Raw genomic sequence first — 26,390 nt, forward strand, 5'->3', positions numbered from 1 at the left:
CTGGCTCCCGAGTGTTGGGTGAAATTTGGATGAATGGCGGGTAGATAGGGATTCGAACCCCAGAAGGCTGACGCCTTACGCGCTTTCGAGGCGCGCTCCTTCGACCGCTCGGACATCTACCCTAATGAAAGTGTAATTTAAGCCAAAAATGGCTTAATAACAGATTTAAAAATGAAATTCCGCGCGAAATTTCGCCTGATTTTGCGAGCGGGGGTTGAAATTTAACGGCGCAAATTTAGATTTCATTTTAAATCTACGGCTTAAGGTACGGCGCGGCTTTCGGCATAAAATTTATTTTCGCGCGTAGTTTTAGGCACGGAATTTTACCGCTTTATGGATGAAATTCTACGCAAAAGCTCATCGTCGCGGCGGCGAAAAATCACTCCCCGTTTATAAATTTCATGCGCCGCCCTACAAAACCGAGATAAAAATTTTGATCTCCTCTCCGCCGTAAAACTCAAAATCCGTTCCAAACGCTCTTTTTAGTTCGCCGGCCTCAAAAAAGCTCCAAATTTTGCCCCAAAACTTTGCTACGTTTTGCGGCTCATTTGGAAAACTAAAAACGGCGTATTTGCCGCTTTTGATCTCCAAGGCTTCGTCGCTGCGGGGCGCTTTGGTGCCGATAAAGATATTGTAAAGCCCGTCGGCGCCGTCTTCGTAATCGTAATAGACGCCGTAAATCTCGCTCCACCCGTCATAACACTCTTTCATAAATTTCGCCCACAGCGCGGGAATTTTGCCGCTTCCGCCTATCTCGTCCGCGTTTTTCGTGCGGGCTTTTAATCCGTAAATTTTAAATCCGTCTAAATACGAAATTTTGATTTTTTCGCTCAAATTTTACCCTTTCCGCTACTGCTCTAAAAGCTCTTTGGCCTGCTTTGCGATCGCGACGTCGGTGAAGCCGAAAAGCTTAAATAGCTCGTTTGCGTTGCCGCTTTCGCCGAAGCTTCGCATGCCGTGTACCGCGTCTGCAAATTTATACCACTCAAGCGCGCTTGCGGCCTCGACGGCTAAAATTTTAGTTTGCGGCTCTAGGATTTGCGCCAAATAATCTGCGTCCTGCTCGCACAAAAGCTCGAAGCACGGCGCGCTTACGACGTTTGCGCCGATGCCCTGCTCTTGCAGGATCGCCGCCGCTTTTAAGCAGAGCGAGACTTCGCTGCCGCTTGCGATGAGCGTGATACGTGCTTCTTTGCTCTGCCTTAGCAGATACGCGCCGTTTTGCACGTCGCCCAAGACCGCCTTAGGTAACGGCTCAAGCCCTTGGCGCGAGCAGACGAACGCTGCGGGGGCATTTAGAGCAAGTGCCGTTCGCCAGCATTTTACGTTTTCGTTGCCATCTGCCGGGCGGAAGGTGTAGAAGCCGGGCATCGCGCGGAAGGTGCTAAGCTGCTCGATAGGCTCGTGCGTCGGCCCGTCCTCGCCCACGCCGATGCTGTCGTGCGTGAAGACGAAGTAGTGGCGCAAGCCCATCAGTGCCGCAAGTCTAGCGCCCGTTTTGAGATAGTCGCTAAAGATAAAAAACGTCGCGCTAAACGGAATGAAAAGCCCGTATCTCGCAAAGGCGTTGCCGATCGCCGCCATCGCGTGCTCGCGGATGCCGAAGTGTAAATTTTTGCCGCACGGAAAGTCGCCGCCGCCTTTTAGCTCGGTCTTATTCGATGCCGCCAAATCGGCGCTTCCGCCCAAAAAGCCGGGCACCGCGTTTGCGATAGCGTTTAAAATTTTACCGTTACTATCGCGCGTGGCGACCTTAAGTCCGCTAAAATCAGGGAATTCTATCTTGCTAAAGTCGGGATTTAAAAGCTCGTTTAGAAGCGCTCTTTTCTCATCGCTTAGCTTTGCGAGCTTCTCCTTCCAAAGCCGCTCCTCTAAATCACCCCTCTCGACCGCGGCGCGCGTCGCAAAAAGCACATCCTCGCTTACGACGAAGCTTTGGGCGGGATCAAAGCCCAGGCTTTGCTTGGCGCGTGCAAGCAGCTCCTCTCCAAGCGGTGCGCCATGCGTCTTGGCCGTGCCCTCAAGCTCTAGCGCGCCCTTGCCGATCGTGGTATTTGCGATGATGAGGTAGGGTTTTGTTTTATTTTTGACCTCGTCAAGGACGAATTCTATCTGATCGAAATTATGCCCGTCGATGCGTGCGACCTCAAAGCCTTGCGCTTCAAATCGTACCTTCACATCCTCAAACCACGCGATATCGGTGCTGCCGTCGATCGTGATGCCATTAGAATCATAAATTATCGTAAGATTATCGAGGCTATGTCTGCCCGCAAGCGCGCACGCTTCGTAGCTGATGCCCTCCTGTAGATCGCCGTCGCCGCAGAAGCAATAGACGCGGTGATCGATGATCTCGTTTCCTTCCTCATTGAGCAGATGTGCGGCGTATTTTGCGGCCATCGCAAATCCGACTGCGTTTGCGACGCCTTGTCCGAGCGGTCCGGTAGCGATCTCGACGCCGGGAGTGGTTATCTCCGGGTGGCCCGGGGTTTTGGAGTGTAGGCGCCTGAAGCTTTTTAGATCGTCCATGCTCAAATCGTATCCGCTAAGGTAGAGGTAACTATACACGAGCGCGCTTGCGTGTCCACCCGAGAATACGACGCGGTCGCGGTTCAGCCACGCGGGATTTTTGGGATTGTGGCGGACCTTGCTCATAAAGACGCTCATTACGTCGCTTAGCCCCATCGGCGTGCCGGGATGGCCTGAGTTAGCGCTTTGGATCATATCCGCGCTTAGAAATTTGATCGTATTTGAAATTTTACTTAGCTGCTCGCTCGACATTTTTCATCCTTTCAGGTATTTTTCTATCAAATTTAAAACCAAATCGCGTAGGCTCGCATCATAGCCGCTCATCGCGCCGCTTACCTCGTCTATTAGGCGCCGCTTGTAGCTCCTCGCACCCGCAAGACCTAGTAAATTTACGAAGGAATTTTTCGCGCCGTCCGCTCCTACGGGCTTGCCTGCGCTTGCCTCGTCGCTAGTGGCGTCGATGATATCATCCTCGATCTGAAATATGAGACCTAGCTTCAGCCCGATCTTATAAAGCTCATGCGCGAGCTCGTCCTTTAGCCCGCCGATTATGGCGCCTAGCTCAAACGCCGCTGCGATGAGCGCGCCCGTTTTATGCAGATGCAAAAACTCAAGCTCGCTTTGCTTTAACGGACTGTTTTCAAAATGGCAATCGATTGCCTGACCGAGCACCATGCCGCCACTGCCTGCATTTCGCGCTAGAGTTTTAATGCATTTTATCTTGATCTCGTCGCTTAGGTTTGCGCTTGCGGCGATTAAAAACGCGTCGGTATTTAGTGCATCGCCCACCAAAATCGCCGTGACTTCGTCGTATTTTTTATGCAGGCTCGGCCGTCCGCGGCGCAGATCCGCATCGTCCATCGCGGGCAGATCATCGTGGATAAGCGAGTAGGTGTGGATCATCTCAAGCGCCATCGCCATCGCTAACGCGCCCTCAAAGCGCCGCTCATCCACCGCCGAAACGACGCCTAGCAGCAGCTGCGCGCGAAAATGCTTGCCGCCCGCTTGCAGCATGTAATTGAGCGCCTCCTCAAAATACGGATGAAAGCTCGGCGCCTTCAGCTCGTTTTGCTTCAAGTAGTCTTTAAATTTTTCTAAAATATCCATCGATCCTGCCTTGCAGTTTTGATTTGCTCTGCTTGGGCGCGCCCTTGACGAATGCAAATTCGCGCCCTTCGAATGCCTTTTCGTCGCGCAGCTTAGACTTTGCTGTCGCGAGCCGTTTGTACGTCGCATAGAAGTAATCATGCCGCTTAAAATTTTAAATTTTAATTTCCCTAGCTTTACGCAGTGCGCGAGGCGAAGGATGCTCCGCTTTTTTGAGCCGCATCTTACGCTCGATTTGCTCGCGGATGTCGCGCAACGGCTCGCCCGCTTTGCATTTAAGCCGTGCGAGCTAAATTTTACTTTGCGCCGCAGCGTAGCAGCTCGCCGAAATTTTAGAATTTGCCCTCGCGCCGCCCGTTAAATTTGACTGATTGATTTGCTAAGGTTAAAATTTAACAATCGAGCATCAAATCAAGCAGGCCGCACTTTATGCAAAACGTATCGCCACAAAATCTAAATTTAACTTGTCGCCTTATACAATCGGGCTTCATTTAGTTAGCTACAGAAGCCGCTCGCTCCGTAAAATCCAAACCGTTCGCTAAGCAAAACAGCCATTCTATATAAAAAGCTTATTTTCACCATTTTTGAACTACGCTTAGCCCTTATCGCCGAGCAGATCGCCTAGGCCGCCGAGCCCTCCTAGCATGGACGCTTCGGCACCTTTCTTTTCGTTTTCGACCAGCTTTATCGCGTCGCCTATCGCCGAGATCAGTAGGATCTGCAAGCTTTCTTTGTCGTTAAAAAGGCTGTCGTCGATGCTTAGATCGAGCACCTCGCCCGCACCGTTTAGCCTGATGGCGACCATGCCCGCGCCCGATTTTACGGTGAATTCCTTGCGCGCATTCTCCTCCTCGATCTGCTTAGCCTTGGCCTGCATCTGATCGAGCATCTGCCCCATTTTTGAAAAATCTATTCCTTCGAACATCAAAAATCCTTTAAATTTTGGCTATTTTAGCAAATTTAAGCTAAATTTAGTGTTTGACTTGGCGTTGCGAGTTTTATTCTCAGATTTGATTTTTCGGCGGGCACGCGCAGTCAAAAAGCGGCTTAAAATTTAGCTTGGGCGGGTAAAATTTAAATAAGAGGCGCCATTAAAGCTCGGCGATGAAATTTATTTTAAAAGGAGCTAAAAATGGGCGATTGGGGCTACAGAGCGTACGAAAACGACGAGGCGGCGGATTGGTTCGCGAGGTTTTGGGAGAGCAAAAATTTTGATCTGCTGCAAAGCACGGCAGCGAATTTCGATCCGAGAAACGAAAACTACGACGAAATTAGGGCGGTCGCGTATATTTTGGAGCGTTTCGGTTCGCCGTATGCATGTCCGTCGGATTTTTTAGATAAATTGCAACCGACCATCCGGAAAGTCGTTGCGATTTTGGAAAATATGATCAACCCGCCAAGCGACGAATGGGCTTTTCTTGAAATTTGGGAAAACTCGCCGCAGATAATAGACGAAGTTAAGCGGCAAATCACGGAGCTGAAAGAGCATTTGAAGTAGCGGACGGAGCGGTAAATTTAGCCTTACCGTAGAAATTTTAGCAGAGACGCTAAATTTAAATCGGTTTTTAAAGAGCGCGCAAACTCGCGAGAAAGTCGCACGAAAATTTTAGAATTTTATATCGCCGATTTTTAAGCGAAATATGGCCGAAATTTATGATTTTAAAGTCGTCAAATTTCATGCTCGGAGCGATCTGAAATTTTAAGCGTACTCTCAAATTTTACGGCGGACGCGAGACGCGAAATTTAAAATTTCAAACCGCAGAAATTGGCCGAGCCCTGCCGAAGCGGCGCATGCACGATAAGCGAGCGATTTAATTTCGCCCGCAAATATGAGCGAGCAAAGCGATCTCGTTAAATTCGCTCCGCGAATTTTGAAATTTAGCCGCAAAATCCGCCGCCTACTCGTACGTCCGTCCCATTTCGAGCAGTTCGCCGAGCATTTCCCAGCCGTCGCGCACGGGCGCATCCTCGCCCGCGTGATCCATCAGGCCGCGCGCTCCGCACTCCAGCAGCGAAAACGGATCGAAATTATACCAGCCATGCCCGCCTGACGATACGATGCCGAAAAACTTGTTATCGTCCGCAAAGCTGTCCGCTAGCGTGCATCCTGCTAAGCTCCGCTAGCTGAAATTTTATGACCTCCGCGGAATACGCAAGCCCGCCGTGCTTGTCTGTGGCCTCGAATTTTAGGGGCTCATTCGTCTTCGGTCCCAAGGGCTCGTTTCGCACTGTTTTTGCAGAGAGGCTGCCGCTTGCTGCGATAGAATTTTGCTCTTGCGTCTTGCTCTTGCCGTTCATAAATTTTGCCTCGCTTGGCGCGGTTTTTGGCTCCTCCGCCGAACGAAACGTATCGCCGCCGCCCGCAGGCCCATCTTTGCAGAAGTGTGCAAACTCGGGCGCTCGCTCTATCTCAAGCCACGTCTCGCTGGGCTCCGCCCTCTCGCTCTCAAACGCCGCGCTTAGAATTTCAAGCATCAGCTCTGCGCTAAAGGGCTCGCCGCCGCGTGCCTCAAGTAGCCTCAAAAGCGCGAGTAGATATGCGTCTAGCTCTCTGTTCGCGGCCCGGCTCGCTTCAAATTTTTCCGCCATTTCGCAGACGGCGCCGTAAAATTCTTCGTAGTTCAAATTTGCTCCTTTTTTTGTGGATCGATAGGCGGCTATAGTGGGCTGTTCGGAGTGAAATTTAGCGCAAATCGCGCCTCTTGGCGCGCAGTGAACAGGCGCGCCTGCGTACAAGAGGCAAAACTTCGCGTAAAGAGCTAGCGCCTGTAGCCGTAAATTTTTAAGCTTTGCTCGCCCGGCTCCATCTCAAATTTGCCCAGACGCTCTAAATAGCGCACTATGGCGTCAAGGTCTTGACTTTTGTGCTCGGGCGGTAGCAGCGCGCCGCGGCTTGCGAAGTCGTAGAATTTCGCAAATTCTATGTATTCTATCTCGGCGTAGAGGGTGGGCTTTTCGCTCGTCGTGAGGCGCTGCGAGATGTAGCCGTCGCGGATGCCTTGCGCGTAGTCTGCGGCGGGCAGGGCGAATCTGATCTCGTTTACGCAGGAGCCGAAGAAGTCATAGATCTCGCACTGCCTAGCGGGCGAGCCTTCAGCGCAGATCGCCGAAAAGAGCTTGCGCCATTTTGCGTCGTTCATAAAGCCGAAGCGAAACTCGGCTAGTTTTTTACCCAGCCGCGCTTTGTATTTTTCGTAGTGCTGCGGCGAGGCGAAAAGCCCATCGAGGCGCGGCGCCATGTTATTTTACGATCTCGTTTTTCTCGTTTACCTGTACGATTTTTGGCTCAAAATCTTTCGCTTTTTTGGCGCTCATTTGTGCGTAAGCTACTATGATGACGATGTCGCCGACGCAGACTTTGCGCGCGGCCGCGCCGTTTAGGCAGATCTCGCCCTTTTTCTCGCCGCGGATCACGTAGGTAGCGAAGCGCTCGCCGTTATTGACGTTTAGGATATCGACTTTTTGGTACTCGAAAAGCCCCGCAGCCTCGATGAGCTCGGGTCCGATCGTGACCGAGCCCACGTAGTTGAGGTTGGCGTCCGTCACACGCGCGCGGTGGATTTTGCTTGATAAAATTTCGATTTTCATCGGCTGTCCTTTAAATTTAGTCTAAATTTGACCCGCCTCGCGCCGCGACGAGCTCACTCACGACCTGCTTGTCGCTAAAGGGGTGCTTCACGCCCTTGATCTCCTGGTAGGTCTCGTCGCCCTTACCCAAAATAGCGATCATCTCGCCGTTTTTGGCAAGATCTAGCGCGCGCGCGATCGCCTCTTTGCGATCCGCGATCTTTAAAATTTTATCCTTTCGGCGCATCCCGGCGCAAATTTGCTCGATGATCTCGTCTGGATCCTCGCTGCGCGGGTTATCGCTCGTAACGATGCAGATTTTAGCAAAGTGCTCCGCGATGGCGCCCATTTTCGGACGCTTGCCGTGGTCGCGATCGCCTCCTGCGCCGAAAACCGCGATAATCTCGCCGCTTGTGCGTAGCGCGTTTAGCACCTTTTCGATGCCGTCCGGGGTATGAGCGAAATCGACGATTACAAGCGGATTTTTATTTACGATCTGCACGCGACCCTCGACGCCGCCGAAGTTTGCCAGGGCTTTTGCTATCTTTTCGTTCGGCAGCTTGGTTAGAATTTTAACCGCCGCAAACGCTGCGGTAAGGTTGTAGAGATTAAACTCGCCGATGAGATCGCTTTGTAGCTGCGCATTATCGCCGTTTGGAGTGCGCACGAGCGCGTCGATGCCGCCCTTTAGCCCGTATCCGATCACGCCGAAGCTCGCGGGATTTTTTATGCCGTAGGTAAGGGCGTTTGCGGGGTTAAATTTAATGTGTCCACCATCGGCGTTTATAAGCTTTGGCGCGTCGTCTGCAAAAAACGAGCTCTTGACTGCGGCGTATTCTTGCATGCTGCCGTGATAATCGAGATGATCTTGGCTCAAATTCGTAAAAATTTTAAGCGCAAAATTTAGCCCCTGGATGCGGTTCTGTGCGATTGCGTGCGAGCTGACCTCCATAACGAAGTACTCGCAGCCCTGCTTGCCGGCTTCGTAAAGATAGCTCATCGTCTTAAAAACTGAGCTCGTCGTAAGCCCCTTCTCGTCGATTCTGCGCTCGTTTATGAAGGCGCCGCGCGTGCCGCTTAGGCCGCAGCTAAAGCCCAGATCCAGCAGCGTCGAATAGATTGCCGCCGCGGTCGTGGTCTTGCCGTTCGTGCCGGTGATGCCTACGATTTTGATGCGCGGATCGATATTCAAAAGCTTCTTTGCTTGCGCGATAGAGATGATCTGCGCGCCTTTTTGCGCCGCTTCGGGTTCAAATTTAGCGTTCGCGTCCGTGCGCATAAAAAAGCAGCCCGCCTCGCACTCGGCGGAGTTGTCGGTGATAAAGCTATTTTCGAGTCGTATTCTCATGATTTTTGATTTTTTGCATCAGCGCTTCGAAGCGCTCATCGCCTGCGTACGCAGCAGCCGAGCTTTCGACGTAATTAAGCCCCATCTCGTAGTAGCCGTTTTCTATCAAATTTTCTAAAAATTCTATCATCTCGCTTTTGTCCGAAATGGCGATTTTAGAGGAAAAAATGATCGATTCAAAGGCGTTTTTAAAGCCTTTTTGGCCTACCGCGCGCATAAAATCGGCATAAGCGATGACTGCAATCTCATCCTCGGCGCCGGGTTCGGAAGCCGCTTCGTTCGCGATCTTTTCGTTGATGGAGTTTAAAATTTTAAAAAGCTCCGCAGTTTGAGTTTTGGGGCTGAGATTGTAAAAATCAAAGAGCATAAGCGCCTCTTCGCGGTCTGCCAGCGCAGTCTGGCAAAGCTCGAGCAAAAATAGAATTTCCTCCTCGCCGCTTTTTTCGTATGCGAGCGAAAAATACAGCTTCGAAAGTTCGAATTCTCCGCGCGAAAAGGCCTTTAGCCCCAGTTTTTTATAGTTCAAACTCTTCGCCTTCGGGGATGTTTACGACGCTAAGCTCGGGGTGAATATCCATGCGAAGCTGGCGCTCGACGCCGTATTTTAGGGTCTGCGCACTTGCGGCGCAGCCGTGGCAATGCCCGGTAAGGCGGACATAGACGACGCCGTTTTTTATGCCTAAAAGCTTCATATCGCCGCCGTCGTTTTGCAGCATCGGTCGGATTAGCTCCAAGCTATCCTGTACCGGAGCTAGAAGCTCTTCATCGCTAAATGGTATCATTAAAATTCCTTATTTTAGTTTTGGCGCATTATATCCAAAAGCGATAAAAAAAGGCTTATTGGGGATGAAATTTAATCTGAAATTTTGCGCGAGGACGCGGATTTTGCGTAATGGCTCGCAAAGAATTTTATACGGTGCGAACGGCGAGCCGCGATTTTAAAAATTTTATCGATTCGGCAAGGACGAAACTCGCAAATCATCGGGCTTGCGTATATTTAAATTTAGACTATTTGCGCCATAAATTTGAGATGAAATTTCAGCCAGACCGAGGGCTAAATTTGAGATGAAATTTTGTTTGAGCGGTAGAGAAAACCTTAGGCAAACAGCCTAAATTTAATCAAGACAGACACCGATACGATTAAATTTTTTAGAAAAACAATCCTGCTTTTAATGTAAATTTTGCGACTACAAAAGCCCGGGCGGCGAATATTGTTTTGAAGCTCGTAGATGAAATTTACGCTACGTTTTATATCGATCGCGGCTGTGAAATTTTAGCGCAGGCGCGTGCAATCACGGCAAAATTTCTATCGGCGTGCCGATTTTTACGTGCTCGAAAAGCTCGTCCATATCGTCATTGACGAGCGCTATACAGCCCTCCGTCCAGTCGCCGAACGCCGCGATACTCTGCCCTAGGTAGCTAAATTTATTCGGTAGCCCGTGGATTTTGATATCGCCGCCTGCGCTCTTGCCGAGGGATTTTGCGTGCGCTACGTCGGCTTTGTTCGGATAGGAGATGCCTAAATTTAAATGATACGCCGAGTTCGGATTTTTGCCGTTTATAGTGTAGTTGCCCTCCGGGGTTTTGCCGTCGCCTTGAATTTCCTTGTGCCCTTCAGGCTCGCGTCCGAGGGCGATTTTGTAGCTTTTTGCGACGCCTTTTGAGGTTAAAATTTCAAGAATTCGTTTGGATTTATAGACGCGGATTTTAGAAATTTGCTCGCCGTCCAATGCTTGCTTTAGCGGAATTTCTGGGTTGATCGTTTCGATATTTTTGTAGCTAAGATAATTGTCCAATGCCCACGCCAAGCCCGCAGCGATGATAATAAGCGGGAGTAAAATTTTAAATTTCATAGAAGAAATTTCGGGAGTGATCCCGAAATTTTATTTGCTGATTAGTTCGATATAAGCCATCTCTGCGGCGTCGCCCTTACGAAGGCGGGTTTTGATGATGCGAGTGTAGCCGCCGTTTACGCCTGCATATTTTGGAGCGATCTCGGTGACCAGCTTATTTGTCGCAGCCTTATCCTGAAGCGCTGCAAAAACGAATCTATGCGCCTCGCTGTCGCCTTTTCGCGCGCGAGTGATTAGCTTCTCGGCATAGCTTCTTAGCTCTTTTGCTTTAGGAAGCGTAGTTTCGATCTTGCCGCTAGTAACTAAAGCGATGGTTAAATTTTTAAGCAGGGCGGCACGGTGAGACGAAGTGCGCCCTAGCTTCCTATATCCGTGATTATGTCTCATTTATTGTCCTTCATTCTTTTGTCTTTGAGCCTTCAGCTCGTCAAGCTTGCGTTTTAGCTGCTCTTTTTTATCGCCGAGCTCTTGGTTGCCGATAGGATAACCGATCTCCTCCATTACGGCTTTGATCTCCTCAAGCGATTTTTTGCCTAAATTTTTAAGGTCTTTAAGCTCGCTTTCCTCCATGATCGCAAGCTCACCGATAAATCTAATATCGGCGCGATCTAGGCAGTTGAAGCTTCGTGCGCTTAAGCTTAGATTGCTAACGCTCTCAAAAAGCTTTGCAAACTCGGAATTTGCGGGGATCGCTCTACCGAAAGTATCTGCAGCGCTGATATTTACGATACCTTTGAAAACCGCCAGCTGCTGATACATCGCCTCAAGTGCGTTTTTAAACGCATCTATCGCGCTGATCTGACCGTCGGTAGTGATCGTAAAGACCACCTTTTCGTAGTCGGGATTGTCCTCTACAAATACGTTTTCGATGTCGTAAACGGCCTTAGTTACCGGGGTAAAAAACGCATCTAACGCGATGAAATCAGCGTCTAAATTTTCTCTGATCTCTTCGCTTGGAACGTAGCCGATGCCCTTTTCGATGATGAGCGTAAATTTAAGATCGGCATCCTCGTTTATCGTAGCCAGATAAGCACTTGGATTTACGATCTCTACGGCGTCGTTATTTAGGTCGCTGCCGTAAATTTCTTTAGGCCCTTTAAAGCTGTATTCTACGACCTCGCGTAGGGAATCGCCTTTGATTTTAAATCTTAAGCCCTTTAAATTTATGATAAAAGCCGCCATATCCTCGAGCATACCGCGCATGCTGTCGAATTCGTGGCTTACGCCTTCGATTTTAACCGCAGTCGGCGCAAAACCGACCGTGCTCGTATAAAGTAACCTTCGTAAAGGATGAGCTAGAGTGACGGCATATCCCGTTTCAAAGGGATATGCTATGATTTTAGCAACATTTTCGCTGACATTCTCAACCTTTATTTCAGTTGGCATATGAGCTGATGTTGTGATTTTTCTCATATTAGCACCTACTATTTCGAGTAAAGCTCTACGATAAATCTTTCCTCTACAGGAATAACAACTTCTTCTCTCTCCGGAACTCTAGAAAAAATTCCGTATCTTTTCTCTTTTTCTACGTCTACCCACGCTACGATGCCGGTCTGTGCCGTAAGATCCAGCGCTCTTGAAATTTGCGGGTTATTTTTGCTCTTTTCGATCACTTCGATCTTTTGTCCTGCGCGGACGGAGTACGAAGGGATATCGACGCGCTTGCCGTCTACTAAAATGTGTCCGTGCGTAACGAGCTGGCGCGCAAATCGTCTAGTCGTAGTAAAGCCCATGCGGTAAACGACGTTATCTAGCCTCTGCTCTAAAAGCTGAACCAAGATCGCTCCGGTGTTACCCTCTCTGCGAGCCGCTTCGGCAAATAGCCTACGGAACTGCTTCTCGCTTACGCCGTACATAAATTTAGCCTTTTGTTTCTCGCGAAGCTGTGAGCCGTATTCGCTTAGTTTGGCGCGTCTTTGTCCGTGCTGACCCGGAGCGTAAGGGCGTTTTAAAAGCGCGCTCTTGCCCGCAAGCCTTCTCTCGCCTTTCATAAATAGATCGACGCCGAGCCTTCTTTCTAATTTTTCAACCGGTCCTGTATATCTAGCCATAAATTTCTCCTTTTATAATTACACGCGACGTCGTTTAGGCGGTCTGCAACCGTTGTGCGCAAGAGGAGTGATATCTTTGAAATACGTAACTTTAATCCCTTCTACGCTACCTACGCTTTTAACGGCGGTCTCGCGTCCGCTTCCCGGACCCTGAACCTTGACGCCTACCTCTTTAATGCCGTGCTCTTTGGCTTTGTTTAACGCGTCCTCTACGGCTTGCTGCGCCGCATAAGGGGTGGATTTTTTGCTGCCTTTAAAATTTAAAGCGCCCGCACTGCTCCACGCGATCGCGTTGCCCATCTCGTCCGTTACGGTAATCATAGTGTTGTTAAACGTAGCGGAGATGTAAACTATGCCTTTGGCGATATTTTTTCTGACGGTTTTTTTCTTAACTACTTTTTTTTGTGCCATATCTCAATCCTTATTTAGCTGCCGCGCCGACGGTTTTGCGTTTGCCTTTTCTGGTTCTGGCGTTTGTTTTTGTTTTTTGACCGCGAACCGGAAGGCCCTTTCTGTGTCTTAAGCCGCGATAGCCGCCCAAGTCCATAAGCGCTTTTATATCCATAGCCACTTGTTTGCGAAGATCGCCCTCGACCATATAGTGTTCCTGGATCTCTTTTCTGATAGCGGCGGCTTCATCTTCGCTCAGATCGGCGACTCTTTTATCGTAAGAAATTCCTGCCGCATCGAGAATTTTTCTCGACGTAAATAAACCTATACCGTAGATATAAGTTAGTCCGTATTCAATCCTTTTTTTCTTTGGTAGATCTACACCTGCGATACGAGCCATAACTTATCCTTGTCTTTGTTTATGTTTTGGATTTTCACAAATAACGTGAACAACACCTTTGCGCTTGACAATTTTACATTTGTCGCACATTTTCTTAACGGATGGACGAACTTTCATTCCACTCTCCTAAAATTTTCTCCACTTTAAATGCAAACTGCACCTAGGTTTAATGAAATTTCAAAAGCGAAAGTATCAAACCAACTGTTTTCAAAATAGTGGGGATTTTGAAAACACTTCTTCCTACAGTTTAGTCGCAAAATCGCGAGTATATCTAAATTTAACTTTATCCTTACTTATAGCGGTAGGTGATCCTGCCTTTATCGAGGCTGTAAGGGGTCAGCTCGACTTTTACGCGATCGCCCGGCATTATCTTGATGTAGTGCATCCGCATCTTGCCCGCGATATGGCATAAAATTACGTGTTTGTTGTCCAGCTCGACCTTAAAAGTCGCGTTCGGCAGCGCTTCTATGACGTTGCCGTCGATCTCTATGACGTCGTCTTTTGCCACAAATTCTCCTTTCTTTTAAATTTAAAAAGGGCGATTATATAGAATTTAAAATTTTAAACAGCTTAAAAGAAATTTAAAATAAGCAAAATTTCAGATTTACTTCGCTACGCGCGCACCGTTTTTGCAAAAGCAAGACGGCACTCTTTTTAAAATTTCAGTATAATGGCTCAAAAATTTTAAAGGAAAAATATGAAATGGCAAGACGGCAGACGAAGCTCAAACGTGGAGGATGACCGCGCAAGCAGCATGCGCACGAGCTCGGGCTCGCTTGGGATGCTGATTCCGATCATCAGGTTTTTGCTCGGCTCAAAGATCGGGCGCATAGTGCTTGTAATCGGCGCGGTAGCGTATTTTATGGGTTACAACCCTTTGGCGCTTTTAGACGGAGGCGCCAGCACGCAAAGAGAGCCGACCGATAGCCCGCAGGAGCAAGAAAAGCTTGCCTTCGTCTCGGCAGTGCTAGCTCAAACTGAAGACGTTTGGGGCGAGATATTTAAAAGTGCGGGCGCGCGCTACGAGGAGCCCGGACTTCGGCTTTTCCGCGATCAGATCGCAAGCGGCTGCGGCTTTGCGAGCGCGCAGACGGGACCCTTTTATTGCCCGAGGGATCATAAAATTTATCTCGATCTCGGCTTTTTCGACGAACTTGCGAATAAATACAAAGCGGGCGGTGACTTCGCGCAGGCCTACGTCATCGCGCACGAAGTAGGGCATCACGTTCAAAATTTAGTCGGCACGCTGGAGCAGGTCGCCACTCTAAAAAGGCGCGCTCGCAGCGAAGCCGAGCAAAACGCGCTTCAGGTCAAAGTCGAGCTGCAGGCGGACTGCTACGCGGGAGTTTGGGCGCATTATCTCGCAAAAGCCGGGCGCGTGCTGGAGGCGGGCGATATCGACGAGGCGCTAAATGCCGCCAGCGCGATCGGCGACGATACGTTGCAACGTAAATTTAGCGGTCGCGTCGTGCCCGATTCCTTCACGCACGGCACCTCGGCGCAGCGTAAAGAGTGGTTTGAAAAGGGCTTAACGGGCGGAAACCTAAAAGCCTGCTCATTTGAGCCGTAAGCGCGGGCTTTGAGCTAGCTTGCGGGCTAGATAAAGGCGGCTTAAATTTTAAAATTTAGCTCTAAAATGAGGGCTTGCCTTTTAGCATAAAATTTTTATCAAGATATATGCGAGTAGACTCGCTACAGGCAAAACACTTGTTTTAATTTAAAATTTTTTACCCGCGCCGCCCTTTGCGCCTAAATTTCTTAAAAATTCCGCGTACTCCGCCGCGCCTTTTTCTATCTGTTCGGTGCTGCTTTGATAATCCACGCCCGGCGTCTCTTCCGCGCCGTAAAACGCGAAAAATCCGCGCCAGTCTGCATGAAAATAGTAGCGGAATGCCGGCTCAAACGGCGCTAAAATCTGCTCCATCGTGAAATGGTACCGCCCGTTAGGCGCGTAGTCGGCGCGCTTGATGCCCGCGCTCACCGCCAGCGCCACGGCGCGCCCGCGCATGCCCTCACTTGTGCGCCCATAAGCAAATCCATACGTCATCGTCGCATCGATCCAGCTTTTTAAAATCGCGGGCGAGGAGAAATTATGCAGCGGAAATTGCAGCACCAGCGCGTCGTGGGCTTTGATTATCGCGCGCTAGCGCTCGCTGTCTATTTCGCCGCTAGGATACTCGCGCGCTAGGTCGCGCACGGTGAAGCTTTGCGCGGCAGCCTCTTTCAAAAACCGCTTGTTTATAACCGAATTTTTAATGTCGGGGTGAGCTAGAATGATTAAGTTTTTCATATTTTTCCTTTAAAATTTTGGTTTGGGGCAATAAAATTTGCCGCTAAAATCGCAGATATAGCCCCGCTTTGAAATTTTATTTTCAAATTAGCGTCGGAATTCTGAGGCAAAATTTTAAGGCGAAATTTTAATGCCGAAGCTTCGGCGCTTCAATTTGACGCCGAAATTCCGTAGCAAATTTCAGCGCATAAATTTCATATAATTAAAATTTAGCGCCCAAATGCGTGCAAGCTCTGCTTCAAAATACCGCCTAGCGCTTTACTTTCCCGCAGCCAGTAGATCCGCGAGCACCTTTGCGGCGTGATCCTTTGCCTTGACGCTTTTATAGACCTTTAAAATTTTGCCGTCCGCACCGATCAGAAAGGTCGAGCGCACGATGCCTAGATACTCGCGCCCGTAGTTTTTGCGCACCTGCCACGCGCCGTATAGCTTGGCTACCTCGTGCTGCGGATCGCTCAGCAGGATGTGTTTTAGGCTCTGCTTGGCGATGAAGCCCGCGTGGGATTTGGCGCTGTCAGGGCTGATGCCTACGATCACGCAGTCTGCGGCGATGAAATCATCGTACGCGGCGCTAAATTCGCACGCTTCGGTCGTGCAGCCGGGGGTGTTATCCTTGGGGTAAAAATACAGCGCGATCTTTTTTCCCGCGAAATCCTTTAGCGCGACACTCGCGCCGTCGGCATTTTGCAAGCTAAACTCGGGCGCCGCATCTCCTGCTTGCAGCGTGATTTTACGCTCGCGATCCTCTGCGCTAAACTCGCCTTCGATCTGTGTTTTTCTCTGCATATCGTGTCCTTTTTTTTGAAATTTTCGGGCTTGTAGCCCGAGTTGCGGCTAAATTTTAATCTTTTTTCATAAATTTATCCTTGCTTGGACGAAATTTTGCTCCGTGCCGCAGCTGCGCGCGCATTGGACGGATTGTAAGTAAGATCGTTTTAGACGAGGGCGAGCGTGGGAGCTTACTTTGCGGCACGCGTAAAAACATTTTGTTGCACATGCCTTGAGGCAGTATGGTACGAGAGCGCCTCGTATCTATCTCGCCTCACGAATCCCATTCCTCGCGAGCAAAATAACGCTTCGTTTTCGCAAGCCTCATTATTCTACTTTTAGCTTTTTAACGATATGATTCTACAAATTTTAACAAAGGATACAACATGAAAACGCTCTTGATCTTATCGCATCCCAATTTCGCCGCCTCGCGCGTGAACAAAGCCCTATCGCAGGTCGCAAAGGGCGCTGCCGGCGTAGAGGTGCGTCATTTGGAGGGACTTTACGGCACCGATACTGCGCGCATTGACGCCCGCGCAGAGCAAGACGCGCTACGCGGCGCAGATCGCATCGTATTTTTGTACCCGCTGTACTGGCTAAACGTGCCGCCTATGCTAAAAGCCTATATCGACATCGTCTTTTCGCACGAGCTGGTGGGCTCCGGCGCGCTTAAGGGCAAGGTTCTGCAGCTCGCGCTAAGCGCCAGTACACCGCTTAGCGAGTACTCCAAACAGGGCGCGATAGGCTATAGCATGGATGAAATTTTAACTCCGCTTAAGATCGCGGCAAACTACTGCGGGATGGATTTTGCCGTGCCGTTTATCAGTGGCGGATTTGAGCCGGGCGAGTTTGGCGACGATGCCGTAGAGACCGCGGCCGCACGCTTCGGCAAACTTTTACGAGGCGAACTAAGTCCCGGCGAGTATCAAATTTAGCAAAGCAAATGCCCGTTACCCGCGGCGATGAGCTGAAATTTTACAAGAGTGATTTTATTCGCGGAATCTACGCCTTTTAACGAGCCGATCGACAAAAGCTTAAAGTGAATCAAAACACGCTATGGACTGTTGCGACTAACTAATACGTGTATGCACTCGTTGTAGCCAGTGTTTATTGCCTGCAGGTACAAGCGTATTTAAACGCGCGCATCGGCTAGCTAATGTTGTCATCTATGGAGGCACGAATGGCGTTCGGCTCGCAGTCATCGGCGTAAAACTCATCGTGTCCTATTTGCGCAAGAGTGGTTAAATTTCGCAGCAAGCGGCAAAGTAGGGGGTGAAGTGCGTGTCGTGATCTTTTTGGATCGGGTCTGGGTTTTGTGAAGCAGTCTCTGTCGCGCTTGAAGAGTTTAAATTTTAAAATTTACCGCATTGCGTAGTATTTTGCAAAACATCGTACCGCCGCCGCGAAAAGATATGCTGAGCCTGCCGCTGTAAAAGTGTGGTGATCGGTCATTACCGAGCAAAGTAGCGTAGCGAGCGCGCAAATAAAGTCGTTATAACCTAGCGAGGTAGGGCAAGGGCGGGTCTGCGTTTCATAAATATCTCGCGCGTGGGCTTACCTGCTGCATAGATGCAAAGCCTGCGCGAAACGTGCACTGCGGCAAAATAGTGCAAGACCGCTCTTGGTGTGATTGAGACTGGATGTCGCGCGGGGTGTATCTGCGCGCATGAGAGAAAAGAGCGCTTATAGCGCGATTTGAGCTGCTACGAAATTTGATTTATCAAAAAAGATTTTTGAAGAAGGAGCAGAATTTATAAAATTTCGCTCCTTGATTTTGTGATGTTTAAAGCGTGCACATCGTTTCGTACAATGCAGGATTATTTTACGCCGACGATGATTTGAGTAGCTTTGATGATTGCGGTTACTTCATCATCTTTTTTAAGAGCTAAATTCTTAACCGATTCGTTTGTAACGGTCGCGCTTAGGTTCTCGCCGCCGGCGCTTTTGACGCTGATCTCGGCATTTACCGCGCCCTCTTTAACGGCGGTGATTTTGCCCTTTATTTGGTTGGTCGCGCTTAAGCGTAGATCGTTATCGCCTTTGGAGATGATGACGCTTGGGGCTTTGAATAAAAATACCGCCTCTTTGCCTGCTTTTAAATCCAAAGTTTTTTCAGAATCAACCGTCACGGTTGCTTTTAGCACGTCGCCGCCTCTGGTTTTAGCTGTGATTAGCGAATTTACCGCACCTGTTTTTACGTCGCTGATTACGACGTGAAGCTGATTTCTAGCACTTATTGCCATAGTTTCTCCTTGTAAAAAATTACGAGCAATGTTAGCGGCAAATTCTTAAATGAAATTTAAAAATGCTGCGTGTAAGAAATTAATTTGATTTGTTGCGAATTTATATTAAGCCCACTTTTTAAATTCCTAGCTTGCATTATTAAAAGTAGCGTTAAAAAATAGATGAAATTCTAAATTTGCATATATTAAATCGAGTTATTTTCCTTGAAATTTTATCGCTCTTTATAAAATTCTGCGTTTTTTTAGAGTTCTGGCGCAAAATTTAGCGTTTGTTTTGCGCATCTGCGAAGTGTACATCCGGATAGAAAATTTATCTCAAATCGCGCCCGATAAGGCTTTAAGAGCGCTCCGCTTACGCCTGTTCGCTGAATTTTACGCCTCGCGCATCGGTTTTACGAGTGGATTGGTGAGTGAGGCGGTTTTACATTTGCTTTAAAATACAGCTAGCGGTGCGCTTTGAGCGCAAAATTTCAGTGCACCTTACTTTGCAGAAAATCACGCAGAATCATCGCGTGGTTGCAGTGCTCGTCTTTCGCAGCGTATAGCAACGTGACGACCGGCTCGTTTTTAACCTTTTTCAAAAATTCGGCCACGGCGGGATTTTGCTCAAGCTCAGCTAGGTAAAGCTCCTTAAAATGGGCGAAATTCTCAGGCTTATGCGCGAAAAGCTTGCGTATTTCGGTGCTAGGCGTTATATCTTTCGCCCACATATCAAGCTCCAGCGCATCTTTTTTTATGCCGCGCGGCCAAAGTCTGTCGCAAAGCACGCGAAATCCATCCTCTTCCTCTGCGCTCTCATAGACGCGCTTAATCTTAAATTTTGTCATAATTTGTTCCTTTAAATTCGTTAGTCTTTGATGAAATAATCGCCGTCGAAGCTTACGAGCGAGTACTTGCGCTCGCTTCCAAGCGCCTCTACGAGCTCCGGCACGCTAAGAAACGTGAGGCTGTCGGCGCCTATAAATTTGCAAATTTCATCCGTGCTCATATTCGCGGCGATCAGCTCGCGCACGCTCGGCGTGTCGATACCGTAGCGCTCGGGATACTTTAGCTCGGGGCTCGCGATGCACATATGCACGCGCGCCGCGCCCGCATGGCGCAGAAGCTCGACGATCTTTTTGCTCGTGGTGCCGCGCACGATGCTGTCGTCGATCACCGCGACGCTCTTGCCGTGCAGTGCCGCGCCAATCGGATTTAGCTTGAGTTTGACCTTTAAATTTCGCACCTCTTGCGTCGGCTCGATAAAGGTGCGACCGATGTAGTGGTTGCGCACGATCGCCATCTCAAAGGGGATTTTGCTCTCTTGTGCGAAACCCAGCGCCGCCGGTACGCCGCTATCGGGCACGGGCACGACGAAATCGGCTTTTAAATTTTTACATTTTCGCGCGAGCGCAGCGCCCAGTTTTTTTCTGACCTCATATACGTTTTTGCCCTCTACGACGCTGTCTGGGCGCGCAAAGTAGATGTATTCAAACGCGCAAATTCTAGCCTCTGCGGCTTTTAAAATTTCAAGCGAGCTAAACTCATCCTTGCCCTCTTCGAAGATCACCATCTCGCCGGGTTTCACGTCGCGGATGAACTCGGCTCCTACGAGATCAAACGCACAGGTTTCGCTCGCGACGATGTAGCCACCGTCTTTGAGCCTGCCGATGCTGAGCGGACGCACGCCGTAGCGATCGCGCACGGCAAACATCTTCGAGCGGCTTAAAATCAGAAGCGAATACGCGCCCACGCACTGATTCAGAGCTTCGACGATGCGATCTTTTAGATGCTCCTGCTTGCTGCGTGCGATGAGGTGCAGGATATTTTCGGTGTCCATGCCGGACTGAAAAATCGCCCCCTCGCTTACGAGCTTGCGGCGAATTTCGTCTTTATTGATCAAATTTCCGTTATGAACGATTGAGATCTCTCCAAGAGCGTAGTTGCCCGCAACGGGTTGCGCGTCCTTTAGGCTGTCTGCGCCCGCGGTGCCGTAGCGGTTGTGACCGATCGCGATATTGCCCTTTAAAAGCTCAAAACTCGCGGGACTAAAAACCTCCGTCACGAGCCCTGTAGCTTTGATCGTTTTGATATGATGGTTGAAGCTCGAGCTGATGCCGCTTGCCTCCTGGCCGCGGTGCTGCATGGCAAAAAGCCCGTAATACGCGGTTTTAGCCGCACCTTCGGAATTTATGACTCCCACGATTGCGCACATTTTCTAACCTCTTAAATTTTATTTTTTAGAAATTTATCTATATTTTGTTTTATCATTGACGGCTTGCCGTCCGGCATGTTGCCGGCGCCTCATCAAATAGATCGGCTGAAATTTTAAATGTCTCGGCGATATTCGCTCCGCCTGTGGCGTAGCTACCGAATAGCCCGACTTTGTAAATTCCAAAGCTTTCAAGCTCGGGCTTTAGCTCGCGCAAAAAATTTAAAATTTCATCTTTAGTTGGCATCTTTTCCTCTTAAATTTAGCCGCAAAGCCTAGATTCCTAAGCAGTCGTCGATGCCGTAAAGCCCGCTATTTTGCGATGCTAGCCATACCGCTGCCTTTATCGCGCCTCTGGCAAAGGTCGCGCGCGAAGTCGCCGTATGATTTAGCTCGATGAACTCGCCCTCGCCGTAAAATCCCACGGTGTGGCGTCCGACTATATCGCCGCCGCGTAGCGACATCACGGCGATCTCGTCCTTGCTCCGCTCGCCAATGAGCCCGTCGCGACCGCTTACGCGCACGTCCTTTAAGTTTAGCTCGCGCGCGCTTGCGGCACTTTCCGCAAGGCTCATCGCCGTGCCGCTCGGTGCGTCTTTTTTGTGGCGGTGGTGCATCTCTAAAATTTCGCAGTCAAAATCGCGCAGGCTCCTGCTGGCAAGCGCTACGAGCTTGTTTAGCACTGCTACGCCCAGGCTCATATTCGTAGCGTGCAGTACGGGCATCTTCGCGCCGCATTCGCGCAGTAGCCGCTCGCCCTCCTCGCCTAGGGCCGTCGTACCGATGCAAAGCGGCTTTGGGTGCGAAAGCGCAAATTTCATTAAATTTATTGCGCCGTCTCGGATCGTGAAGTCTATCACGACGTCGCAGCCGCTAAAAAGCTCGTCGTAGCTGCGGCTTGCGGCGCAGCTTGGCGTATAATCAAGCGGCGCAACCCCGTAGATTACGCTTGCTCGCGCCTGATCGAAATTTTTCAGGCATTCGTAGATCATCGTGCCCATTCTGCCGCTTCCGCCGTGAATTCCTATATTTATCATCGCCGCTCCTTTAAATTTAGTCCGCTTAGTATAGCCAAATTTTGCTTACGCTATTTTTCAAGACCCAGGTTTAGCGGGATAAAGCTGTTTTGTTTAAGCTCCGCTTCGCTCGGCTTTTTGATCTCTATGCGAGATGCGCTTACGCCGCGCTGCACGAGTGCCGCTTGCACGGCGGCCGCCCTGGCAAGGGCTAACTCATCAAGACGGGAGCGGGTAAATTTCTGCGCGCTTATCAGCTCATCCATCGCCTCATCGCCGCTAGCTTTGATGCCGTATTTGATCTTAAGCGCCGCTATGGCTTCATCTGTGGAGAGACCTTCTTTATTAGACATCAGCGTGAGGATATTTTGCAGCGAGCGCCTTTTAAACTCGTGAGTATCGAGCTTTTCGTTATACGCAGAGTTTAGAATGATCTTAAGTTCGGGCTTGGCTTTTGCGACCTTGGCTAAATCATCGATTTTAGAGCTTTCGCTGATTAAAATTTCACTGCTCGCCGCCTCAAAATCGATACTTTCCAGCTTTTTCGTATCCACGCCCACGATCTTTCCCATAAATCTAAACGGACTTAACACGATGTCCGAGAGCAGCTTTTTGATCGCGCCCCAAACGAGCGCGCCGTAGCTAAATTTCGGATCATTCATCGCGCCGCTTAGAGGTAGGCTAATATCGATCTGATCGTCGCTGTCCTTTAGGATCGATACCGCTAGCCCGATCGGAAGGCTCAGCGCATCCTTGCTCTGCACCTCTTTGCCAAGCTCGAAGCGGTCTAAATTTAGATCATTGCTCGCATTCAGCTTGCCGTCATCGATTTTGTAGGCAAGTTTTAAATTTAACTTACCGCCTGCGATTTCGTTGCCGATATATTTGGCGGTATAGGGCGATGCGGGCACAAGCGGAATCTCCTTTAAAACGACGTTTATGTCGCTTTTGCGTTTAAAGTCCAGCGGATAGGCGCGCGCCGTGATGCTCGCTAACCCGCTTCCGCTTACGAGCGAGCTAAGCTTGATATCCGCCGCCCGCTTCGGGCTGATCTCGCTGATGCTTGCTTTCATATCGCTGATGCGCAGTTTAAAGGGCGTTGCTAGACTCTCATCGGTAAAATTTAAACCTCCGCCGCTAAGCGAGATATTTTTTACGCTCCACGCAAAGTTTGCCTTGCTTTTTGCGGATCTGCTAGGCGCAGCTTCGGCGGGCTTTGCGGCCTGTTTTGCCTGCGCGGCAGGCTTTATTAGCGAAGTTAAATTTAAACGCCTGTCTTTATTTAGCGAGATATTTGCCGCGGGTGAGCCAAGAGCGATCTTATTTAGCGTGAGGGAGTTTGGGCTCAGCGCGATTTGCGCGACATTCAGCAACGCAAGGGAGAAAATTTTATCCCTGCCCGAGCTTAACGCCAAGTCTTTGCCGGATAGCTTCGCTTCGAGCGAAAAGGCGTTTGAAAGCTTCAGCTGCCCTTGCGTAGCGAGCTCGCCTGTGATGGAGCCCGTGATAAATTCCGCTGCATATTTGTTAAAAACGCCCAAGTTCGGCGCCTTTAGGCTAAAGTTCACGCCTACGTTAAGCGGCGCGATGCTAGCCTTGCCGTCCGCGCTAGCCATGATTTCGCCCGTGATAAGGCTTGCTTTGATGCCGAAGGGCTCGGCGAAATTTGAGCTTAGCCCGCTTAGCGTGGCGCTGAAATCCTTGATCTCGTGCACGTTGTTTTTAACGATAAAGCTCTCGCTGATCTTGGCCTTTGCGCCCGTTACGGAGGCCTCGCTGATCTTAAATTTTAAAGCGGGGCTTTTGGCGGGCTTTTTAGAATCCGAATTTGCGCCGCTTGCTGTAGAATTTGCGTCCGCTTGGCTTACGGCGCTAGGGCTCGTCGTTTTTTTGAAACTCGCAGGATTTTTAGAGATCGCGCTTAAAATCGCCAAATCGTTTATGCTTTTGGCGCCGTTAACGCCCACTTCCGAGTTGAAAAACGGTTCGTTTAGCAAAATTTTATCCACGCCCAGATCGAGATCCGCGACGTTAAATTTCACTCCCTGCACGCCGAAGCTTTCAAATCCGCTAAAAATTCCGTTTTTGTTTGCGATTTTGGAGTTTGAAATTTTAGCAAACTTCAGGCTTGCGCCGTTTTGCGCGCCCTCTTTGTCGTAGCTAAAAGCGCCCAGTTCGGTTGCGGCGATCGAAATTTTATCGCTGCGCGCTAGCGTAATCTGCGTATCCGCGATATTAAAGGCACCAAAGCCCGTATGAAGGGCTGTATCGTTACCTTCGGCGTTAAATTTCAAGAAATTTTCCGTGATTTTAGTATCGTTTGAGACGACCGAAATTTGCGGGTTTGCAAAGCTTGAGCGGTTTAGATCTACGCTTTTTACGGCGGAGTTTAGCCGCAAGTTTGCCCCCGTTTTATTAAAATCTAGCGCAAAATCCGCGACCCGCGCGCCCTCAAAGCCCGTGGAAATTTTGGTTTCGCCCATATCGTATTTTGCGCCCGAAAGCAGCACTTGCGGGATCATTACTGCGCCTGAAATTTCATCCGAAACGTCCGTATTCAGCTCAAAGCTCGGGATTTTCAGCGAGTCTAACGAAATTAAATTTTGATCTTGCAAAATTTCTAGGCTTTGCAGTTCGAGCTTTGAGTTTTCAAGCGCAAATTTTATATTTTCATCAAGGCTCAATCGGTAATTCAGTTCGGCGGAAAGGAAGCCGTTCCTAAACCGCACGCCGCTAGGATCGAGGTATGATAGCCAAAACGGATCAATTTTCAGCCGTGAGATATCCACTTTGCCGTGCAGACGAAGAGGCGCCAGGTCGATGGCTCCATCGAAGCTTAGCGCGTCGTATGTACGCGAAACGGCGCTTAAATCGTGCTCGCCGATCGTTTCGTCCTTTAAATTTAGCCCGTTGATCTCATAATTTAGCTCGGTCGAGACGAGCGAAAACGGCCTTTTTAGGGAGTTGTCGACGTAGCCCAGAGAGCCGCGCTCGATCTTAAAATTATTCAGCGTGACATTGAAGCTGGAGTTTTCATCCTTGTTTTCGCTCTTTTGCTCCGAAAGTAGCGGCTCGAAATTGAAAGTGCCGTTTTGCTCGCGCTCAACGTGAAATTTAGGCGATTTGAGATGCAAAATTTCTACCGCGAGAGTCTTTTTAAAAAGCTTCGAAAAACCGATTTTTAAATTTATCTCATCGGCGCTAAACAGCGGCTTAAAGGTGCTAAGCTCCGGCTTGGTGACGTTTAGCTCGTAGGTAAAGGGGTTAAATTTGGCGTCCTGCACGCTAAAGTTTGCTCTGCCCTCTAAAATTTTAGGCAGCGCTTTTTCGATAAAAAGCGGCACGCCGAAAAAGCCCGCGAGCACGTAAAATAGCGCAAATCCGCCCAAGCCGCAAGCAAACTTACGTCGGTGTTTTATAAAAAAATTTTTCATTTTTCCGCTCATTAATTTTGATAGCGTAAAATTATATCCAAAAATTTCGTGCAAAGGGTTAAATTTTGCTGGTTCACATCTGCTGCTCGGTCGATTGCGATTATTTTTTGCGCCGCTTAAAAGAGCTCACGCAAGAGCCGCTAATAGGCTATTTCTACGATCCAAACATCCACCCTTGCGGCGAATATGTTCTTAGAATGCATGACGCGAAGCGGGTTTGCGAGAATTTAGGGATTAAATTTATCCCGGGCGAGTATGATTTTCAGGGCTGGCTAGACGGCGCGCGCGGGCTTGAAAATGAGCCCGAAAAAGGCGCGCGCTGCGAGTTTTGCTTTGATTTTCGCATGCAAAAAACAGCCGAGCTCGCGCTAAGTTTGGGCGAGCGTAAAATCACCACGACTCTTCTTATGAGCCCCAAAAAATCGCACTCTCAGCTTTGCGCCTCGCTACAGCGTATTTGTGAGTGCTGCGGACTGGAGTTTATCGCGCCCGATTTTCGCAAAAACGGCGGCACGAACGAGCAGTTTGCGCTTGCGAAAAAAGACGCGCTCTATCATCAAAACTACTGCGGCTGCATCTATGCGCTTGCGGCACAGCGGAATGAGCAGCGAAAGGCTGAGCAGAATTTCGGCGGAAGTTTGACGGCGGATTTGAGACGAAATTTAGCCTGCGATGCCGAAATTTACGAGCTAATGTCGCCGATCGATAGGCAAATCTTGCCCGCTTCGGTAGAGGAGAAGTTGAAATTTTATAAAAAGCTTTGTGCGCTCGAAAGAAAAGGAGTTAAATTTAGCGTGCTGCGCGATCGGTTTTTAAACTACCGCCTGCTCCGTGCATGGATTAAATTTGACGGCGAGGTCGTGCCCTCGTTTGTGCTATTTGGCTCGCATTTTATGCGCGAAAACGTGAAGTTTAGCATAGAGCGGGAGTGCGAAATTTTTTGCAGCGATAAGGGCGAGATTAAAATTTTAAGTCTGGCGAAATTTAACGAAATTTCAAGATCAAATTTCAAAAGCGTATCCGAAATGCTAAAAAACCCGCCGAGTCTCGCGCGCCAAAATAAAACTCGCGCCGCCCTGTGCGCTGCGGGCTCGCTCTCGCCGATCATCGTCACGGACGAGATAAGAGCCGCCAAAGTTCAAATTTACGGGCTCTCGCGCATATTTTTAGACGTTAGGGAAATTTTAGTAAGAATTTGATAAGATT

The 26,390-nt window shown here is 49.3% G+C and carries 31 protein-coding genes and 1 tRNA gene; 4 read left to right on the forward strand and 28 right to left on the reverse strand.

The window, feature by feature from the left end:
* Window positions 1-34: 34 nt before the first annotated feature.
* The 5 genes from Q0537_RS06190 to Q0537_RS06210 all read right to left on the reverse strand — a co-directional run bounded on the left by Q0537_RS06190 (window position 35) and on the right by Q0537_RS06210 (window position 4,558).
* A tRNA-Ser gene (locus tag Q0537_RS06190) sits at window positions 35-122 on the reverse strand.
* Window positions 123-411: 289 nt separating this feature from the next.
* Complete coding sequence (locus Q0537_RS06195; RefSeq protein ID WP_299226171.1) at window positions 412-822, reverse strand: GyrI-like domain-containing protein; 411 nt, start codon at window positions 820-822, stop codon at window positions 412-414.
* Between the two features lie 27 nt (window positions 823-849).
* The gene (gene tkt / locus Q0537_RS06200; RefSeq protein WP_299226070.1) at window positions 850-2,778 is read right to left on the reverse strand and encodes a transketolase; all 1,929 of its coding nucleotides are present in this window, start codon (window positions 2,776-2,778) and stop codon (window positions 850-852) included.
* Between the two features lie 3 nt (window positions 2,779-2,781).
* A complete protein-coding gene (locus tag Q0537_RS06205; protein ID WP_299226073.1) occupies window positions 2,782-3,633 on the reverse strand; it encodes a polyprenyl synthetase family protein in 852 nt (283 codons plus the stop codon).
* Window positions 3,634-4,228: 595 nt separating this feature from the next.
* Window positions 4,229-4,558, reverse strand: coding sequence for a YbaB/EbfC family nucleoid-associated protein (locus Q0537_RS06210; protein WP_299226076.1), 330 nt, complete (start codon window positions 4,556-4,558; stop codon window positions 4,229-4,231).
* Between the two features lie 207 nt (window positions 4,559-4,765).
* On the opposite strand from Q0537_RS06210, the gene Q0537_RS06215 reads away from it, so the two are divergent.
* Entirely contained in the window at window positions 4,766-5,131 is a 366-nt protein-coding gene (locus Q0537_RS06215) for a hypothetical protein (protein WP_299226079.1), read from the forward strand.
* 575 nt (window positions 5,132-5,706) lie between these two features.
* Here Q0537_RS06215 and Q0537_RS06220 read toward each other — a convergent pair.
* The 14 genes from Q0537_RS06220 to infA all read right to left on the reverse strand — a co-directional run bounded on the left by Q0537_RS06220 (window position 5,707) and on the right by infA (window position 13,750).
* Entirely contained in the window at window positions 5,707-6,258 is a 552-nt protein-coding gene (locus tag Q0537_RS06220) for a hypothetical protein (RefSeq protein WP_299226082.1), read from the reverse strand.
* 134 nt (window positions 6,259-6,392) lie between these two features.
* Entirely contained in the window at window positions 6,393-6,872 is a 480-nt protein-coding gene (locus Q0537_RS06225) for a DUF6678 family protein (protein WP_299226085.1), read from the reverse strand.
* A gap of 1 nt (window position 6,873) precedes the next feature.
* Window positions 6,874-7,221, reverse strand: a complete 348-nt coding sequence (panD, locus tag Q0537_RS06230) for an aspartate 1-decarboxylase (RefSeq protein ID WP_299226089.1) — start codon at window positions 7,219-7,221, stop codon at window positions 6,874-6,876.
* A gap of 16 nt (window positions 7,222-7,237) precedes the next feature.
* On the reverse strand, window positions 7,238-8,548 hold the full coding sequence (locus tag Q0537_RS06235; RefSeq protein ID WP_299226092.1) for a UDP-N-acetylmuramoyl-L-alanyl-D-glutamate--2,6-diaminopimelate ligase: 1,311 nt from the start codon (window positions 8,546-8,548) through the stop codon (window positions 7,238-7,240).
* Complete coding sequence (locus tag Q0537_RS06240; RefSeq protein ID WP_299226095.1) at window positions 8,526-9,074, reverse strand: histidine kinase; 549 nt, start codon at window positions 9,072-9,074, stop codon at window positions 8,526-8,528. The genes Q0537_RS06235 and Q0537_RS06240 overlap by 23 nt, the downstream gene beginning before the upstream one ends.
* Complete coding sequence (locus Q0537_RS06245; protein WP_298022260.1) at window positions 9,064-9,330, reverse strand: NifU family protein; 267 nt, start codon at window positions 9,328-9,330, stop codon at window positions 9,064-9,066. The genes Q0537_RS06240 and Q0537_RS06245 overlap by 11 nt, the downstream gene beginning before the upstream one ends.
* 510 nt (window positions 9,331-9,840) lie before the next feature.
* Window positions 9,841-10,344, reverse strand: a complete 504-nt coding sequence (locus Q0537_RS06250) for a L,D-transpeptidase family protein (RefSeq protein WP_299226099.1) — start codon at window positions 10,342-10,344, stop codon at window positions 9,841-9,843.
* Window positions 10,345-10,431: 87 nt separating this feature from the next.
* Window positions 10,432-10,788, reverse strand: a complete 357-nt coding sequence (gene rplQ, locus Q0537_RS06255; protein WP_005869862.1) for a 50S ribosomal protein L17 — start codon at window positions 10,786-10,788, stop codon at window positions 10,432-10,434.
* Window positions 10,789-11,814, reverse strand: coding sequence for a DNA-directed RNA polymerase subunit alpha (locus tag Q0537_RS06260; RefSeq protein WP_177387178.1), 1,026 nt, complete (start codon window positions 11,812-11,814; stop codon window positions 10,789-10,791).
* 11 nt (window positions 11,815-11,825) lie between these two features.
* The gene (gene rpsD, locus Q0537_RS06265; RefSeq protein WP_299226103.1) at window positions 11,826-12,452 is read right to left on the reverse strand and encodes a 30S ribosomal protein S4; all 627 of its coding nucleotides are present in this window, start codon (window positions 12,450-12,452) and stop codon (window positions 11,826-11,828) included.
* Between the two features lie 18 nt (window positions 12,453-12,470).
* The gene (rpsK, locus tag Q0537_RS06270) at window positions 12,471-12,863 is read right to left on the reverse strand and encodes a 30S ribosomal protein S11 (RefSeq protein WP_177387174.1); all 393 of its coding nucleotides are present in this window, start codon (window positions 12,861-12,863) and stop codon (window positions 12,471-12,473) included.
* Window positions 12,864-12,873: 10 nt separating this feature from the next.
* Window positions 12,874-13,242: a 30S ribosomal protein S13 gene (rpsM, locus tag Q0537_RS06275; RefSeq protein ID WP_005869856.1), complete on the reverse strand. Its 369-nt coding sequence runs from the start codon at window positions 13,240-13,242 to the stop codon at window positions 12,874-12,876.
* Between the two features lie 3 nt (window positions 13,243-13,245).
* Complete coding sequence (gene rpmJ, locus Q0537_RS06280) at window positions 13,246-13,359, reverse strand: 50S ribosomal protein L36 (RefSeq protein ID WP_005869855.1); 114 nt, start codon at window positions 13,357-13,359, stop codon at window positions 13,246-13,248.
* Between the two features lie 172 nt (window positions 13,360-13,531).
* On the reverse strand, window positions 13,532-13,750 hold the full coding sequence (gene infA / locus Q0537_RS06285) for a translation initiation factor IF-1 (protein ID WP_005869854.1): 219 nt from the start codon (window positions 13,748-13,750) through the stop codon (window positions 13,532-13,534).
* 189 nt (window positions 13,751-13,939) lie between these two features.
* On the opposite strand from infA, the gene Q0537_RS06290 reads away from it, so the two are divergent.
* Window positions 13,940-14,812: a neutral zinc metallopeptidase gene (locus tag Q0537_RS06290; protein ID WP_299226106.1), complete on the forward strand. Its 873-nt coding sequence runs from the start codon at window positions 13,940-13,942 to the stop codon at window positions 14,810-14,812.
* Window positions 14,813-14,959: 147 nt separating this feature from the next.
* Here the strand turns inward: Q0537_RS06290 and Q0537_RS06295 are convergent, their stop codons facing one another.
* The 3 genes from Q0537_RS06295 to bcp all read right to left on the reverse strand — a co-directional run bounded on the left by Q0537_RS06295 (window position 14,960) and on the right by bcp (window position 16,318).
* Window positions 14,960-15,379 (reverse strand): NAD(P)H-dependent oxidoreductase, encoded by a 420-nt coding sequence (locus Q0537_RS06295; protein WP_366811334.1) that lies wholly within the window; start codon window positions 15,377-15,379, stop codon window positions 14,960-14,962.
* Window positions 15,380-15,385: 6 nt separating this feature from the next.
* Entirely contained in the window at window positions 15,386-15,532 is a 147-nt protein-coding gene (locus Q0537_RS10410) for a hypothetical protein (protein ID WP_315003320.1), read from the reverse strand.
* Between the two features lie 258 nt (window positions 15,533-15,790).
* Complete coding sequence (bcp, locus tag Q0537_RS06300) at window positions 15,791-16,318, reverse strand: thioredoxin-dependent thiol peroxidase (protein ID WP_299226110.1); 528 nt, start codon at window positions 16,316-16,318, stop codon at window positions 15,791-15,793.
* Between the two features lie 368 nt (window positions 16,319-16,686).
* Here bcp and Q0537_RS06305 point away from each other — a divergent pair, with 368 nt between their 5' ends.
* Window positions 16,687-17,235, forward strand: a complete 549-nt coding sequence (locus tag Q0537_RS06305; protein WP_299226113.1) for an NAD(P)H-dependent oxidoreductase — start codon at window positions 16,687-16,689, stop codon at window positions 17,233-17,235.
* A gap of 882 nt (window positions 17,236-18,117) precedes the next feature.
* Here Q0537_RS06305 and Q0537_RS06310 read toward each other — a convergent pair.
* The 6 genes from Q0537_RS06310 to Q0537_RS06335 all read right to left on the reverse strand — a co-directional run bounded on the left by Q0537_RS06310 (window position 18,118) and on the right by Q0537_RS06335 (window position 25,184).
* Window positions 18,118-18,543, reverse strand: coding sequence for a TOBE domain-containing protein (locus tag Q0537_RS06310; RefSeq protein WP_299226116.1), 426 nt, complete (start codon window positions 18,541-18,543; stop codon window positions 18,118-18,120).
* A 470-nt stretch (window positions 18,544-19,013) separates the two neighbouring features.
* Entirely contained in the window at window positions 19,014-19,370 is a 357-nt protein-coding gene (locus Q0537_RS06315; RefSeq protein ID WP_298105523.1) for a DUF488 family protein, read from the reverse strand.
* Between the two features lie 20 nt (window positions 19,371-19,390).
* Window positions 19,391-20,737: an amidophosphoribosyltransferase gene (purF, locus tag Q0537_RS06320; protein ID WP_299226120.1), complete on the reverse strand. Its 1,347-nt coding sequence runs from the start codon at window positions 20,735-20,737 to the stop codon at window positions 19,391-19,393.
* Window positions 20,738-20,789: 52 nt separating this feature from the next.
* Complete coding sequence (locus Q0537_RS06325) at window positions 20,790-20,981, reverse strand: nucleotidyltransferase domain-containing protein (protein ID WP_299226123.1); 192 nt, start codon at window positions 20,979-20,981, stop codon at window positions 20,790-20,792.
* A gap of 28 nt (window positions 20,982-21,009) precedes the next feature.
* Window positions 21,010-21,771, reverse strand: coding sequence for a 4-hydroxy-tetrahydrodipicolinate reductase (dapB, locus tag Q0537_RS06330; RefSeq protein ID WP_299226128.1), 762 nt, complete (start codon window positions 21,769-21,771; stop codon window positions 21,010-21,012).
* Window positions 21,772-21,821: 50 nt separating this feature from the next.
* Window positions 21,822-25,184 carry a DUF748 domain-containing protein gene (locus tag Q0537_RS06335; RefSeq protein WP_299226131.1) on the reverse strand — a complete coding sequence of 1,121 codons (3,363 nt, stop codon included), beginning with the start codon at window positions 25,182-25,184 and terminating at the stop codon, window positions 21,822-21,824.
* A 65-nt stretch (window positions 25,185-25,249) separates the two neighbouring features.
* Between Q0537_RS06335 and Q0537_RS06340 the strand changes: the two genes are divergently transcribed.
* Window positions 25,250-26,383 carry an epoxyqueuosine reductase QueH gene (locus tag Q0537_RS06340; RefSeq protein ID WP_299226134.1) on the forward strand — a complete coding sequence of 378 codons (1,134 nt, stop codon included), beginning with the start codon at window positions 25,250-25,252 and terminating at the stop codon, window positions 26,381-26,383.
* Window positions 26,384-26,390: the final 7 nt, after the last annotated feature.

This window comes from uncultured Campylobacter sp. (genome assembly GCF_938017775.1).
Taxonomy (GTDB): domain Bacteria; phylum Campylobacterota; class Campylobacteria; order Campylobacterales; family Campylobacteraceae; genus Campylobacter_B.